Annotated in this window: 9 protein-coding genes; all 9 read left to right on the top strand. The window is 46.5% G+C overall.

Annotated features, from left to right (window positions below; translation table 11 throughout):
- The 9 genes from hisC to LZG74_RS20970 all read left to right on the top strand — a co-directional run bounded on the left by hisC (window position 1) and on the right by LZG74_RS20970 (window position 14,705).
- Window positions 1–1,074, top strand: coding sequence for a histidinol-phosphate transaminase (hisC, locus tag LZG74_RS21010; RefSeq protein ID WP_233798455.1), 1,074 nt, complete (start codon window positions 1–3; stop codon window positions 1,072–1,074).
- Window positions 1,075–1,126: 52 nt separating this feature from the next.
- On the top strand, window positions 1,127–1,648 hold the full coding sequence (locus LZG74_RS21005; RefSeq protein ID WP_026628845.1) for a hypothetical protein: 522 nt from the start codon (window positions 1,127–1,129) through the stop codon (window positions 1,646–1,648).
- Window position 1,649: 1 nt separating this feature from the next.
- The gene (locus LZG74_RS26445; RefSeq protein ID WP_233798454.1) at window positions 1,650–4,976 is read left to right on the top strand and encodes a UvrD-helicase domain-containing protein; all 3,327 of its coding nucleotides are present in this window, start codon (window positions 1,650–1,652) and stop codon (window positions 4,974–4,976) included.
- 247 nt (window positions 4,977–5,223) lie between these two features.
- Window positions 5,224–8,553: a response regulator gene (locus LZG74_RS20995; protein ID WP_233798453.1), complete on the top strand. Its 3,330-nt coding sequence runs from the start codon at window positions 5,224–5,226 to the stop codon at window positions 8,551–8,553.
- A 3-nt stretch (window positions 8,554–8,556) separates the two neighbouring features.
- A complete protein-coding gene (locus tag LZG74_RS20990; protein ID WP_233798452.1) occupies window positions 8,557–9,372 on the top strand; it encodes a protein-glutamate O-methyltransferase CheR in 816 nt (271 codons plus the stop codon).
- A complete protein-coding gene (locus LZG74_RS20985) occupies window positions 9,369–9,950 on the top strand; it encodes a chemotaxis protein CheB (protein WP_233798451.1) in 582 nt (193 codons plus the stop codon). The genes LZG74_RS20990 and LZG74_RS20985 overlap by 4 nt, the downstream gene beginning before the upstream one ends.
- 11 nt (window positions 9,951–9,961) lie before the next feature.
- Window positions 9,962–11,878, top strand: coding sequence for a response regulator (locus LZG74_RS20980; protein WP_233798450.1), 1,917 nt, complete (start codon window positions 9,962–9,964; stop codon window positions 11,876–11,878).
- 229 nt (window positions 11,879–12,107) lie between these two features.
- A complete protein-coding gene (locus LZG74_RS20975; protein WP_233798449.1) occupies window positions 12,108–12,800 on the top strand; it encodes a hypothetical protein in 693 nt (230 codons plus the stop codon).
- A gap of 57 nt (window positions 12,801–12,857) precedes the next feature.
- Window positions 12,858–14,705 carry a chloride channel protein gene (locus LZG74_RS20970; RefSeq protein ID WP_233798448.1) on the top strand — a complete coding sequence of 616 codons (1,848 nt, stop codon included), beginning with the start codon at window positions 12,858–12,860 and terminating at the stop codon, window positions 14,703–14,705.
- The last annotated feature ends 241 nt before the right edge of the window (window positions 14,706–14,946 follow it).

The raw sequence follows: 14,946 nt of genomic DNA, 5'->3' as shown, positions 1-14,946 counted from the left end.
ATGAAAAATACATTTGACCTTACTAAAATTCTTCGTCAGCATATACTTTCACTGGCGCCCTATTCCTCGGCAAGGGATGAATACACAGGACATTCAGGTATTTTCCTGGATGCGAATGAAAACCCTTACGGCTCGGTGACGGAAGAAAATTACAACCGTTATCCCGATCCTTACCAGTCTGAAATCAAACATAAGCTGGCGCCCATCAAGAACATTAATATCGACCGTATTTTCCTGGGAAATGGAAGCGACGAGCCGATAGATCTGCTTACGAGAGCGACCTGCACACCCGGTCAGGACCACGTGATCATCTTGCCGCCTACTTATGGAATGTATGAAGTAAGTGCTTCCATTCACGACGTCATCATTGATAAAGTGTCATTAACGACAGATTATCAGATTGATGTGGAAGCAGTGCTTAATGCAGTGACGCCTAAAACCAAGATTATTTGGATCTGCTCACCGAACAATCCAACCGGCAACGTTATGCAGGCCGACGCCATTACGACGATTCTGGAAAGTTTCGAAGGGCTGGTGGTCGTGGACGAAGCTTACATTGATTTTACAGACACACCTTCATGGATACAACACCTGGATCAATACCCGAATCTGGTGGTGCTCCAGACATTCTCTAAGGCATGGGGATTAGCCGGGATCCGCGTGGGAATGTGCTTCGCCAGCCCGGAGCTGATCCGCATTTTGAACAAGATCAAACCACCTTATAATATCAGCCTGCCGGCTCAGAAAGCGCTATTAGAAGGTTTGGAAGGAATTGATAAAAAAGATAAAATGATCGCAGAAATTCTCAAAGAAAGGACTTCTCTGTGTAACATGTTAACGGATTTATCGTTGGTGATAAAAGTGCATGCAACTGATGCCAATTTTCTACTGGTGCAATTCGATGAAGCAAAGGCAATCATGGATTATCTGATCAGCGAAGAGATCATTGTCAGGGACAGGTCTCGGGTTCATCTTTGTGACGGTTGTTTGAGAATTACAGTTGGCACGCAGGAAGAAAATGAAGCATTAATAGACTCTTTGAAAAAATATCAATCAAAAAGCGTGACGGTGTAGCACGCTTTTTGATAAGAGCACAAAAATTCAATATCCCCGATAAAAACTCATTATGAAGAAATTAGCCTTAACGTTTGCCTTTATCCTCAGCTTTGGTTTTGCACACGCTCAATATGACAACTGGGCAGTTGGTTTTAAATTGGGCGAGCCAACAGGGATCAATATCCGTAAGTATTTCAACAACATTCATGCGCTGGACGTAACGATAGGGACTTATGGCGGAATCTTGTCCAACGACCGTAAGTACAGAGGTGATGAAGGAATTTACAAAAACGCCGGTGTTTCCCTGCAAGTGCATTACTTATGGCATACGCCGCTTTTCAATTCAGAAGCCGTGCACGTTTATTACGGATTAGGTGGACAGGTAAATAGCCGCAGATCTTACCCAAAACGCTTGAATGGCAATTATGAAAAAGACATTTCACTAGGCGGATCGGTTCTGGGTGGAATTGAATATTACATTCCTGATAACCGCATTTCTGTTTTTCTGGAAGGAGGAACCTATCTTGAACTGCTTCCAAGACCATTTTATTTGAGCCCTAACATTTCAGGAGGCATTCGCTTCAACCTGTAAGGTGTTTAAGGTTTATAGTTCATCGGCAGGGTCGGGGAAGACGTATACGCTTACCAAGGAGTATCTTAAACTTGCCCTGCACTCCAATTCAGATACTTATTTCAGGCATATATTAGCTGTCACATTCACGAATGCGGCAGCTAATGAAATGAAAGACCGCATCCTGCTTATGCTGCGGATCTTTTCAGATTTCTTCAATTCGGATGCTGATCCACATCCCATGCTCCGTGATGTGGTAACGGAAATGTATCCGGATACGCTTCAAGATCAAGAACTTTTCCAAGGTGCGTGCCAGCTGATCGCAGGCCGCGCGCAACTCGTTTTCAGACAGATCCTGCATCGCTACTCCGATTTTTCGGTCATGACGATCGATAAGTTTACACAACGGCTTATCAGCAGTTTTACAGATGAACTTGGGATCCCATTTATCTTCGAAACACAACTCGACAGTGATTTACTGGATGACGCCGTAGACCGCCTGCTCGCGCGTATCGGGCAGGATGGCGAAGAGGTGCTCACAGAGATCGTTGAAAGATATTATCGCGAAAATGCCGAGGAGGGGAAAAGCTGGGGCACATTACCCATGCAGATACGCGGCACTGCTGGCACTTTGCTGAGCGAGCAAAGTTACATGCAGATGAAGCGAGTGGAGGATCTTAAAATGCAGGATTGGATCGCCATACGCAACCAGATGCGCGCATTCGTTCGCGAGCGTGAGGCGCATTTAGCGAAACTTTCGAAGCATGCATTTGAATTGATACAATCAACTTTTCTCACTGAAAAAGATTTTCACCAGAGTGGGAGAGGCATTTATGGTTACTTCCGCGACAGAGCCGAAGGGAAGAAAATTTGGGCGGAACCAAATTCCTACGTTTACAAAACCATCGGAGAAGGGGTTTGGTATGGCGCCAAAGCGCCAGTTTTAATTAAAGACGAAATTGAGAAGGTAAGGACAGACCTGGAAAATTATTTTCACCAGATCGAGAACATCCGGACTTCCGAAACGCAGAAAATTACGCTTTACGGACAGCTGGACAGGCACATTTATAACCTGTCGCTGCTGGGTGAAATTAGGAAGGAATTTGATGCGCTTTTAAAACAAAATAATCAAGTCCACATTTCAGACTTCAATCGAAAGATCGTCGAAATTGTGGCCAGGGAGCCTGTTCCGTTTATTTTCGAGCGGTTAGGAGAGCGCTATAACCATATTTTGGTCGATGAGTTTCAGGACACATCCAAGCTGCAATTTGCCAATTTGCTTCCGCTGATTGAGAATGCATTATCAGGCGGTTTTTTCAATCTGATCGTAGGAGATGCCAAACAATCAATTTACAGGTTCCGGGGCGGTGATATGGACCTTATTTTACATCTCGCCACCAGCCAGGTGATGGCGCTGGCGAATGTGCTGGGGAACAGTTCGTATAATGCCGAGCGGTTACTCAGCCTGGATAATTATCTGGATGTAAATCATTTGAAAGTCAACCGCCGTAGCCGTCGGGAGATTACGGATTTCAACAACAACTTCTTTGCCTTCGTTGCCGAAACGGTCGGCGCGGAGAATGTGCTTATCCAGGATGTCTATGATCAGAATTTCCAGCAGGAAATTCCAGATAATGTGCCGAATGGCGGCCATGTTGAAATTGAGTTTCTCGAACTGCATGAGGAAAACGAGGAGACGGAAGAGATCGGGGCCACCGACAGCATTGTCAAGCGTTCTTTGGAACTGGTGAATGAGTTGAAAATGCAAGGTTACGATTGGCGTGACATGGCTATTTTGTGCAGAAAAAAAAGGGAAGCAACTGCCCTGGCCAGCACGCTCAAAGAAGCAGGATTACCCTTGATATCGGACGATGCGCTTTCCTTAGGCTATTCCAGATCGGTGCATTTTATCATTTCCTTTATGAAAGTGCTGCTTAGCTCCGACCACCGGTTGGCGCGTTACGAGGCGGCTTATCTGTTTCATCACGTTGTCAGAAGAGAGAATCCCGCAGCGAGTGAATACGAGCAGATACGCATTTTGTGCGAAGAGAGTGGTTTGGATACATTTCTGGAATATTTTAAAAAATGGAACATTAACCTGAGCTCATTCAGAATGCGGCAATTGTCCGTGTTCGAATTGAGCGAGCAGCTTATGCAGCGTTTCGGATTGTTTGCAAACCATTTCGAGAACGAATATCTGTTCCGTTTCCTGGATGTGGTGATGGACTTTGGAAACAGAAAAAGCAATCACCTCGGCGATTTCCTTACTTATTGGGAGTCGGCAAGGCATAAGCTTTCTATAACAATCCCAGACGAAACCAATGCCATCCGCATTACCACCATTCATAAATCGAAAGGTTTGGAATATCCCGTAGTCATCGTGCCCTATGCACATTGGAAAGTCACGCCTAATGCCAAGCTCGACCGCCTATGGCTTGATCTGGATGATGTCGATTATGATGAACTTGCATTGGCCAATCAGCCCGAAAAAAAGCTGAGGAGCTCAATGGTCTCAGTCGTGAAAGACCTTGAAAACACAGTCGTTGCCACGCAGTATACAGATGAGCGTACACGCACATTGGTTGAAAATCTGAATTTGTTATATGTCGCTTTCACGCGTCCCGTGCAGCGATTGTATATCCTGGCCAAACGCGAAAGAAAGTGGGAATCAAGGCAGCAGGTTAGCAACTGGCTGCAAAATTATCTGGCGCAGGAGGGTGTTGAGCCTGCCTGGAATGAAAGTGAGTCCAAATACGTCATTGCTAATGGCCATAGCGAACCCATGCACGCGCACAGGAAGTCCAATGCACAGCCATTTGTACTGAATCATATCCTTAGTAATGACCGTACGGAATCCTTGCGCCTGAGAAGAATGGCAGACAGGATCTTCGATGTGGAAACATTTGAGCCCAAACATGACCGTTTACAAAAAATACGTTACCTCTTAACCCGCCTCAAAACCATTTCCGACCTGCCATTTGCCCTGGACCGGCTGGTAGGCGAGGGGATTTTTACCAAGGCAGAAACAGCAGCGATTGAGGCACAAACTAGGGATTTATTGAGTGATCCCGAACTGTCAGATCTTTATCAGGATACTGGTAAGGTGCAGACAAACAGAGAGTTATTAATACCAGGAGGTAAGTTACTGCACATTGACCGGGTTGTTGAGCAAACGAGCGGCGAGTTCATTTTCATGTCGTTCGTCGGGGGAAGCAATGCCGACGAGCCGCGCAGGCATTTGCGGAAGCTGATCAAAACATACGACGGCGCGGGCAAGAAGTCTCGCGGTGTGCTGATCACGCTGGAAAACGAACTGGTTGAATGGGTTACCGCAAAATCGAGCGAATAGGACAGTTCGAAGTAGAAGTAGTTTATATTTAATATCCGCTGAAATTCTATAAAATAGTTAAGGGAAACGCTTCATATCAAGAGCGGTTTCCGTTTTTTTCCTGATATTTAGCGGAAATTGCTCAGCCAGTCCATTCCGCTATTTGTCGTTTATGCGCCTATCTTTCCAACAACAGATTTTAATTGGTATAATCTTCTCTATTGTTTTAGTTGTTGTAGTAGGGCTTACGTCTTACAATGCGATAAAGATGCAGCAGGAAAATACCGGCTGGGTGAACCATACCCGGGAAGTAATGGCCATTTCAACGAATGTCCGTAACAAGCTGCTTACTGCGGAATCCAATGTCCGGGGATACGCGCTTACCAATAATGTACAGTTTGAAAACAATTACCGGCAGGCCGCCGACAATGTATGGCAGCAATTGGATGCCATGCGGAAATTGGTAAGGGATAATAGAATACAAATAAGCCGGTTGGATTCACTCATGCCGATCATGCAAGTGCGGCTGGACCTGATGGATCAGCAATATGAGCTGCTCAAAGCCGGAAACGTCAAGCCCGACACCATTAAAGCGATCGTCTTAAAAGGGAAAGTCCTTTCTTCACAGATCGATTTTGTTTTTAAACGCATTGAAAACCAGGAAGAAGGCTTGCTTGCAGAGCGTGAGCAACTTGCTGCCGACAGCTCATCCGAGGCGACACAATACATTGTTTTTGGAACGCTCGTGTTCCTATGCGTCGTTTTCCTGCTATACTATTTTATCAGAAGAACCTATAATGCACAGATCGCTTCCGAAAATGAGACGATTAATGCTAACAAGCAGCTCGAAAAGTTGTCGATTGAGGATCAGGAAAAAAATTGGATATTAAACAATGCAGTTAAACTTGCAGAGGCCATTCGCGGAGAGCCCACACATCGCGAACTGGCGCGCAAATTTTTAAATAAGCTCGTAGAGGTCACCGGCTCGCCGGTAGGGACCATGTATCTGGTCAACCGCTCGGGAGATCTTTTACAGCTCGCCAGCACTTATGGAATCGAAAACGCTGGGTCAGTTCCGGATGAAATCAAATTTGGTCAGGGTATGCTGGGGCAAATGGCATCTGACCAGGTAGGACTGAGGAAAGTGGAAGTCCCCGCCGCATATTTTAAAATTGCGAGCACGACGGGAAGTACCAACCCTGCCATGGTTTATATCAAAACTGTCTCATTTGAAGGTGCGGTGACGGCGGTTATAGAAGTGGGTTATCTCAATGATCCCGGCGATAAGGTTTCCAAGTTATTGGAAATGGTTTCGGACAATGTTGCCGTTGCCATCGTGGCTGCACATGCGCGTGAGACCACCAATGAGCTGCTTGAAAAAACCCAGCTACAAGCGGAAGAGCTCGAAAGCCAGCAGGAAGAACTGCGGGTTACGAACGAGGAACTCATGCGCCAGACGCAGCTTTTGCAGGTTTCGGAAGAAGAGTTGCGGGTGCAGCAGGAGGAGTTGAAACAAATCAATACTGAGCTGGAAGAAAAAGCTTTTATGCTGGAAGAGCAAAAAAGCACCATTGAGGAAGCGCGTGATCAGATACAGATCAAAGCCGACGAACTCGAAAAAAGCGGCAGGTTCAAAAGCGAATTCCTTGCCAATATGAGCCATGAGCTCAGGACCCCATTGAACAGTATTCTCATCCTTTCCAGAATCCTGGGCGAAAACAAAGGAGCGAGGCTCAACGAAGAAGAACAGCGCTATGCTTCTGTAATTTTCAATTCTGGCAATGATCTCCTGACATTGATCAATGACATTCTCGATCTTGCAAAAGTAGAATCGGGTAAGATAGAGCTGATGCACGAGCATGTAAGCACAGAGCTTTTGTTATCCGAGGTCAGAAATACATTTCAGAAAATAGCGGAGAACAAAGGATTGGAACTGAAAATTGAAAAAGCTGAGTCATGCCCGGACACGCTGTTTTTGGATCAGGTCAGATTGCTCCAGATCATTCGGAACCTTGTTTCCAATGCTGTAAAATTCACCTCGGCGCCGGGCACAGTTTCGTTGAATATCAGACAAGAAGCGTCACATTTGTTTTTCGAAGTTTCGGACACCGGCATCGGGATCGCGCCTGAAAAACAGCAGTCCATTTTCGAAGCTTTCCAGCAGGCCGACGGCTCTACCAGCCGGAAATATGGCGGAACGGGACTGGGACTTTCTATCAGCCGTGAGCTCGCTAATTTATTCAAAGGCTCCATTTCTCTAAGAAGTGAAGCAGGAGTAGGATCAACATTTACATTAAAAATTCCCGTACAAGATCAGGAGCCGACTTCGGAAGCCGCAGCGATGCCTCTTGAAATGGTTGAAATCCAGAAGCCGGTGGCAAAAGTGCCGGAGGATGACAACGGCAAAGAATACCGGTTGCTATTGGTTGAAGATGATGAGATTTTTGCGGCGGATATGTCGTCCAAAGCACGGGATAGCGGATTTGAAGTAGTAGTAGCCGACACGGGCAGGAAAGCCATGGAGCTGGTGCAGAGTTTCCGGCCCACGGCCATCATTCTGGATATGCATTTGCCCGATATGTCCGGGGATGAAGTTTTGAAAGAACTGAAAGCAGACCCAAAAACAAGTCTCATTCCTGTTCACACGGTTTCTTCGGGTTCCTATCTGGACATGGATATGGTCAAGGAAGGAGCAATCGGATTTATGCAAAAGCCCGTGGACGAGAAATCGGCGGAGCATATATTTACTTTGCTGAAACTGGAATCCGGCAAGACCGAAAAGCAAAAGATCCTGCTCGTTGAAGACGATCAGTATCAGAGCAAGTATCTGGGAGATTTCCTGACGGCGAACAACATTTTTGTGCTATATGCATTTTCAGCAGCCGAAGCATTAGAGATACTTAATACAAAAACGGTCGATGGCATCATTCTGGATATCCGGCTTTCGGACATGAATGGCCTCGATTTGCTGGACGAGATCAAGAAACATTCAGTTTGGAGCGCAGTGCCTGTTGTGATTAACACAGCGGAGGATCTGGACCAGGCGGACCTTACACGTGTAATGAAATACGCGCATCCGGTCGTGATGAAAACCAAGAAGTCGAATGAGCGGTTGTTGGATGAAGTAAAATTATTCCTGAAAAACATTCAGCCCAAAACACTCAAAGGACCTGAGAAACGGGATGCATTCAGCAATCCGGTAGTCCATTCCGAAAATGTTTTTGTAGGTAAAAAAATACTGGTCGCTGACGACGATATGCGCAATATATTCGCTTTGAGCGCGGTGCTTGAAGAGTCGGGTTTCAAGATCGAAATCGCTACGAACGGCCGGGAAGCCATTGAAAAACTGGAAGATACACCCGAAATTGATCTCGTTCTGATGGACGTAATGATGCCGGAAATGGATGGGATAGAGGCGACGAGAAAAATCAGGGAAGTGCCCAGATGGGCCAACCTGCCCATCATTGCGGTAACGGCCAAGGCGATGCAGGGCGATAGGGAACAATGTCTTGCGGCAGGTGCCAATGACTATATTTCCAAACCTGTGGACGTGGATAAGTTGCTGGCATTAATTAAAGTGTGGCTGCATTCAGCCTGACATATGGTTGTTTTAGAATATTCACAGCTCGAAGAATTGATCGTCCGCATCCGAGAGATTTCCGGTTTCGACTTTTCCGGTTATGCGCGACCATCGCTGCTGAGAAGAGCGGGCCGTTACCTGGCTAAATACGGCATGGACCTGGACGAGCTCATACAGCACATCGAGCCTGGGGGAAGCATTGTATACGACCTGATCCAGGAACTGACGGTCAATTATTCTGAAATGTTCCGCGATCCCGAATATTTCAAAAGGGTAAGGACGGAAGTATTTGGTTACCTGGAATCTTACCCGTCATTACGGTTCTGGGTGGCCGGATGTGCATCGGGCGAAGAGGCGTTTTCAATGGCAATCCTGCTAAAAGAGGCTCAACTCATGAGCCGTTCGCTGATCTATGCAACTGATCTGAGCAATAAGGTGCTTACTTCGGCCAGGGAAGGGGTTTTTACTTTGGGAAACGCAAGATCATTTTCTGAAAATTATCTCCTGGCGGGAGGAAATGGCTCATTGTCGGATTATTATCATGTGGCTTACAATAAAGCCGTTATATCCCCGGAATTGCGGAAAAATATTGTTTTTTCATTACATGACCTTACCGGTGACGGGGTTTTCAATGAGTTTCAATTTATAAGCTGTCGCAATGTAATGATCTATTTTACGCTCGAACTTCGGCAGCAGGTTTTCAAGCTTCTTTACGATAGTTTGAGCATGTTAGGGTTTCTTTGTTTGGGAAAACGAGAAACATTGCGTTATTCGGGGCTTGAAGCCCATTTCAAAATAATTGACAGTGCACTGAACATTTATCAGAAAATCAAATGAACAGCGCGAAAGATGAATCGCTGAGTCTTGTACTAATGGGCGGCTCGTCGGGAAGCTTTGTGATCCTGGAAGACATTATTAAACTTTTAAAGGGACCGATCTCGTTTGCCGTTATTTTCGTATTGCATAGGGGAAGATACAGTTCATCGGTGTTGCCTGATTTATTTAAAACAAAAACCGATGTTCACATGAGCGAACCGCATCATCTTGATCCGATTACCTCGAACACGATTTACTTTGCATTGCCGGATTATCATCTTCTGGTCGGAGAGGATCATCGGTTCTACTACGATCACACAGAGCCGGACTTTTTCTCACGACCGTCCATTGACGCGACATTTATGTCGGCGGCAATGTCAGGCATTCCCCTGAAAGCCGCTATGCTGTTTTCAGGGTCAAGCCAGGATGGAGCCGAGGGATTGAAACTCCTGGCCGAAAAGGGCTGTCCGACTTATGTGCAAAGTCCGGCGTTTGCGGAATTTCCGCGTATGCCGGAAGAAGCATTATTAAAATATCAAAAACACAAGCTGTTAGAGGAGAATGGGTTTTACGAAACGATCAGCGATCTACTTTCATAGAATAAATTAAGATGGAAAACACAAAAATTCTGCTGCTCGACGACCGTGAAGAAAACCTCATTTCGTTGAAAGCGATTCTAAGCAGGGATGATATCGAGATTTACTCCACAACTTCTGCCAACGAAGCATTGCGCATCGTATGGGAAAATGAAATTGCGGTGGCACTTGTCGACGTCCAGATGCCTGGTATGGATGGTTTTGAATTTGCAGAAACCTTGCTTTCCAATCCGAAGACCAAAGAAATTCTGATTGTTTTTGTGACCGCCATTTCGAAAGAAACAACCTATGCGGTGCGCGGGCTCAAAACCGGCGCGATCGATTATCTGTACAAACCGCTGGACCCGTATATAACCAATGCAAAAGTCGACTCGCTGATCAGGCTGGCCAGGAGCCAGAAAGAGATCCGTGACAAGAACAAATTACTTGAAAATTACGCAACAATCATTCTCAATTCCCCCGACATTATTGCAACCGTTGAACCGGAAACGGGCAACATTATTTCCATTAACCCATCAGTTGAAAAAATTCTTGGAATATCTCCCAGTCACCTGGTAGGAACCACAATCCTGGATCTGCTGGTAGAACCGGGGAATGCTTCGTTACGTGAAGTTTTGGTCAGGAAGAGCTACGTGGGTGGGGAAACCATCGTTGTGGAAGACCGGTTCTTCGGGCGGTTAAGACAACCTGTCTGGCTCGAATTACGCATTATGTATAAAAACAGGCTCCTGTTTGTAAACCTGCATGATGTAGAAAAAAGGAAAGAGCATGAAAGAGCATTAATCGACGCACAAAGCCTGGCTGAAAAAGCCCGGAAGGCGAAGGAATCGTTTCTTGCCAACATGAGCCACGAAATACGTACACCGCTTAACGGTATCATCGGGCTCGGGAATCTGCTCAGCGCAACACCCCTCGACGCATCGCAGCGCGACCTGATCGATATGCTGCGCCAGTCGTCCGGATCCCTGCTCAACATTCTCAATGACATTCTGGATATATCCAAAATCGACGAAGGGAAATTCTCTATTATCCCGACGTCCACTGACCTCCGTGTGCTGGGAAAAGGGATTATTGACCTGATGCGCTTTAAAGCAGATGAGAAAAAGCTGAACCTCAGCCTGGCTATCGACCAAAATCTTCCGGAATGTGTCATGGCCGACGGAATGCGCCTGAACCAGATTTTGCTGAACCTGGTGGGCAATGCATTAAAGTTCACACAGGAAGGCGGAGTCGTTTGCCGTGTGGATCTGATCTCAGAAACGCAGTTTGGCCACAAGATTAAATTCAGCGTCGACGATACGGGCATAGGCATGTCTGAGGAGCATCTTGCCAATATTTTCTCGGAGTACGGACAAGCTTCTGAAAACACGTCGCATCAATACGGAGGAACGGGCCTTGGGCTGACAATTTCTCAAAAGCTCGTGCGGCTGATGGGCAGCGAGCTGGAAGTGAACAGCAAATCCAATAAGGGAAGCCAGTTCTTCTTTACCTTAATCCTGCCGGATGCCAATGAAAAAAGCGTTGAGCCAAAACCTTCGGTAGCATTCCAGGATTTGCCGCCATTTACGGGGAAGACAGTCCTGGTAGCCGAGGATAATCCGATCAACGCACTGCTTTTGAAAAAATACCTGAAAACCTGGTTATTGGATGCGACCATGGTTTTGAATGGCAGGGAGGCCATTGATGCATTAAGGGAAAAAAAATATGACCTGATCATTATGGATACAAGAATGCCCGAAATGGATGGCTTTCAGGCCGCAAGCTTTGCCCGGAAGCAGCTGATGATTCAAACCCCGATCCTTTCGCTTTCAGCCACGGTGTTGCCTGAGGAAATTCAACAGGCCCTGGCATCGGGTATGAACGATACATTGTCCAAGCCATTTGAGCCGGAAAAACTGCACCGGAAGATTGCTGCCTTGCTGGGAGAGTAATAGCGTTAGCGGACGATCAGCCGGAAACATATTTCCCAAATGTGGAAAGTCTTATTCATCGCAACGATTTCATCGCGACGATTTATTTCAGTTTGCAGTAATGATTGGTTGGAGGATTTCGTTTATTAATTATTCATAATCGTTACGCTTAGTTAAAATGAAAATCATAAAAAACAGTTGGTGCTTATTACTGCTGGCTGCCCTCGCTGGATGTAGTTCCTCAAAAACCATGACATATGAGTCGAAATGGAACGCGCCTTTCTCGTACGTGGATGAAGTTAAACCAGATCAGCAGGATCAGAAATCAAGGCTCAGATACGGAATCATTAATGATGAACATTACGTTTATCTGACCCTGAAAACCAAGGATCCGACCACCATTCAAAACATCCTTTCCAGCGGCCTGAAAATCTCTTTCAGCCCCGACGGACAGAAAAAAGACCAATACTCCCTGCTGTTCCCGGTTGTAATGAAAGAAGACAGGAAAGCGTTAAAACGCGTGGATACTGATCTTCCCAACAGCTTAGGACTCGACCTGCTTCTGGATTCGTATAACAAAGAAGCCGTTTGGAAAGACAAGCAAGGCCAGCATTTCATCAATCTGGTGGCACAGGACGGCAGCATTAAGTCCAAGATCCTGATGGACCAGAATGGAGAGCTTACAGAACAGATTGCAATCCCGTTCAGCCTCATGGGCGTGAACGCCAGAGAAACCGCAATGCTTGGTGTTAACATTAAAGTGGACGGACAATCGTCACAATCCGGATTCAGCCCACGCATTGGCATAGGTTTAGGGGGAGGAATCGGAATGGGAGGCGGAATGGGTGTAGGCATCGGATCGGGCGGCTATAACTCGCGTTATAACGGCAACGACCGTAATGTGGACATCAAGCTTGAAGTTCAGCTTGCCCGTGCTAACTAGCATTGAAAATGAAGTCCGCCGGCGTCCCGGCGCTCCGGCGGACCAAAACGGTAAATTGTGAACAAGAGCAACATTAAGAGAGCATTCGGTTATTTAAAGTTCAGAAGAAATTTCATCAGATACAGCCTCAATAAAGCGCGCAGTTACGAAATCGTGCTTTTCTGGTTGAAAAGTGTGCTCACAAGATCTCAATTTTTGATCCTGTCGGGTATTCTGGTCGGCATCACATGCGGCCTTGCGGGCGTGATCCTCAAATCGCTTGTACATTACATTCACTATGTAATTACCTACAAGGTCTACTTCGAGCAGCAGGTTTTCTTTTATATTTTGTTTCCCTTTCTCGGCATCGTCATCACGACGCTGGTTGTGATTTTTATATTCAAAGGGCAGGACAAAAAAGGCATCCCCGTAATCCTGTATGAGATCGCGCAGAATTCAAGTGTGGTCTCTTCGGTCAAAATGTACTCACAGATCGTTCAAAGTGCGATCACCGTGGGGTTGGGAGGGTCGGCGGGTTTGGAGAGCCCTATCGCAGTTACAGGGGCTGCAATCGGGTCTAATTTCGCTCAGACCTACAAGCTGGATTATCGCGAGCGGACATTGCTGCTCGCAGCAGGCGCAACGGCCGGTATTGCCTCGGCTTTTAACGCGCCTATCGCAGGGATGATGTTCGCCTTTGAGATCCTGCTGGTAGGCGTCGTATTTTCTGATTTTATCCCCTTGGTCGTTGCGGCAGTTTGCGGAAGTCTTATCTCAAAGATCTTGCTGCAGGAAAATGTTTTATTCCAATTCAAGACGCGCAACCCATTCGATTATCACAACATTCCGTTCTATTTAATTCTCGGCGTTCTGTGCGGACTTTACGCCCGGTATTTTGTTTTAATAGCCAAGTACATTGATGAGTTTTTTCACGGGCTGAAACTCACGCGGATCAGAAAAGCCATGCTCGGAGGCGCGATCCTGTCGGTCTTGTGCGTGCTCTATCCGCCGCTGTTTGGCGAAGGTTATGACACCATTAAAGCCATCACCAATGGGCAGATGCAGTCGGTAATTGAGAACAGTTTGTTCCGCTTCATCGGTTACCGCGAATGGGTCGTTGTTGTCTTCGTTGCGCTGATCTGTTTGCTCAAAGCATTCTCCGCTTCGATCACCATTTTCAGTGGCGGGAACGGTGGGAATTTTGCGCCGTCTCTTTTTGCGGGCGGGTCGCTCGGCTACGTGTTTGCGCTCATCTGCGTGCAGGTCGGTGCCACCGATGTGCCCATCAATAATCTTGTGATCGTAGGCATGGCGGGTGTCATGAGCGGCGTACTTTATGCGCCCTTAACCGCGATATTTCTGATCGCCGAATCCACTTCCGGTTATGATCTTTTTATCCCGTTAATGATCGTTTCGGTCATCTCATATTTAATGGCGAAATGGTTTTCGCCCATCTCGCCCGACCTCAGAAAACTCGCAGAGCAAGGCAAGATTTTCACCCGCGAACACGACCGGAATTTACTCTCGCTGCTACACATTCTGGACCTTATCGATAAGGACATTCAGACGGTAAGCCAGCACGCCACGCGCGAGGAGCTGGCTGAGCTGGTGCGTGTAGGAAGGCGCAATATGATCTCGGTCGTGGACGCGGACAAGAAACTGGTCGGTACAATTTCTCTGGACGACATCCGGCCGCTGCTTTTCAATCCGGAGCTGTATGATATGCTCACGATATCCAACCTCATGAAAGTCCCTTCCGTAGTCATCAGCGACTTCGACAGCATTGTAAGTGTTGTCAAAAAGTTCGATGAAACGGGTGCCTGGAACTTGCCCGTAGTGAAAGTGTCCGGGGAGTTTGTAGGGTTCATTTCTAAGTCCGCCATCCTGAACAGTTACCGCCAGTTGCTGCGCGCACATTCGGGGTGAAAATTTACGCATAAGCGCTTCATAAACCGCCTTATTACGCATTGAAATCTAGCGCGTAACAGGGCAGGTTATGCCATTGCTTAACGATCCACGTGAAACATCTCTGAAATCCCGCTCAGAGGCATCAAAAACCTATTTTTTCATTCATAATAATGCAAAGCATTGTTTGACAATGTGTTAAACTTGCTATATATTTGCATAATACTTGAATGCTCAACTATATTTCAACAATAAAACAAAT

The organism is Dyadobacter sp. CY327 (assembly GCF_021390415.1).
Classification (GTDB): domain Bacteria; phylum Bacteroidota; class Bacteroidia; order Cytophagales; family Spirosomataceae; genus Dyadobacter; species Dyadobacter chenhuakuii.
Note: the sequence above shows the minus strand (reverse complement) of the source record. Positions and strands in the feature narration are given on the sequence as shown.

Excerpts from the sequence above, each read along its gene's own strand:
- hisC (WP_233798455.1), top strand. The coding sequence starts at position 1 with ATGAAAAATACATTTGACCTTACTAAAATTCTTCGTCAGCATATACTT.
- LZG74_RS21005 (WP_026628845.1), top strand. The coding sequence starts at position 1,127 with ATGAAGAAATTAGCCTTAACGTTTGCCTTTATCCTCAGCTTTGGTTTT.
- LZG74_RS20995 (WP_233798453.1), top strand. The coding sequence starts at position 5,224 with ATGCAGCAGGAAAATACCGGCTGGGTGAACCATACCCGGGAAGTAATG.
- LZG74_RS20990 (WP_233798452.1), top strand. The coding sequence starts at position 8,557 with ATGGTTGTTTTAGAATATTCACAGCTCGAAGAATTGATCGTCCGCATC.
- LZG74_RS20985 (WP_233798451.1), top strand. The coding sequence starts at position 9,369 with ATGAACAGCGCGAAAGATGAATCGCTGAGTCTTGTACTAATGGGCGGC.
- LZG74_RS20980 (WP_233798450.1), top strand. The coding sequence starts at position 9,962 with ATGGAAAACACAAAAATTCTGCTGCTCGACGACCGTGAAGAAAACCTC.
- LZG74_RS20975 (WP_233798449.1), top strand. The coding sequence starts at position 12,108 with ATGACATATGAGTCGAAATGGAACGCGCCTTTCTCGTACGTGGATGAA.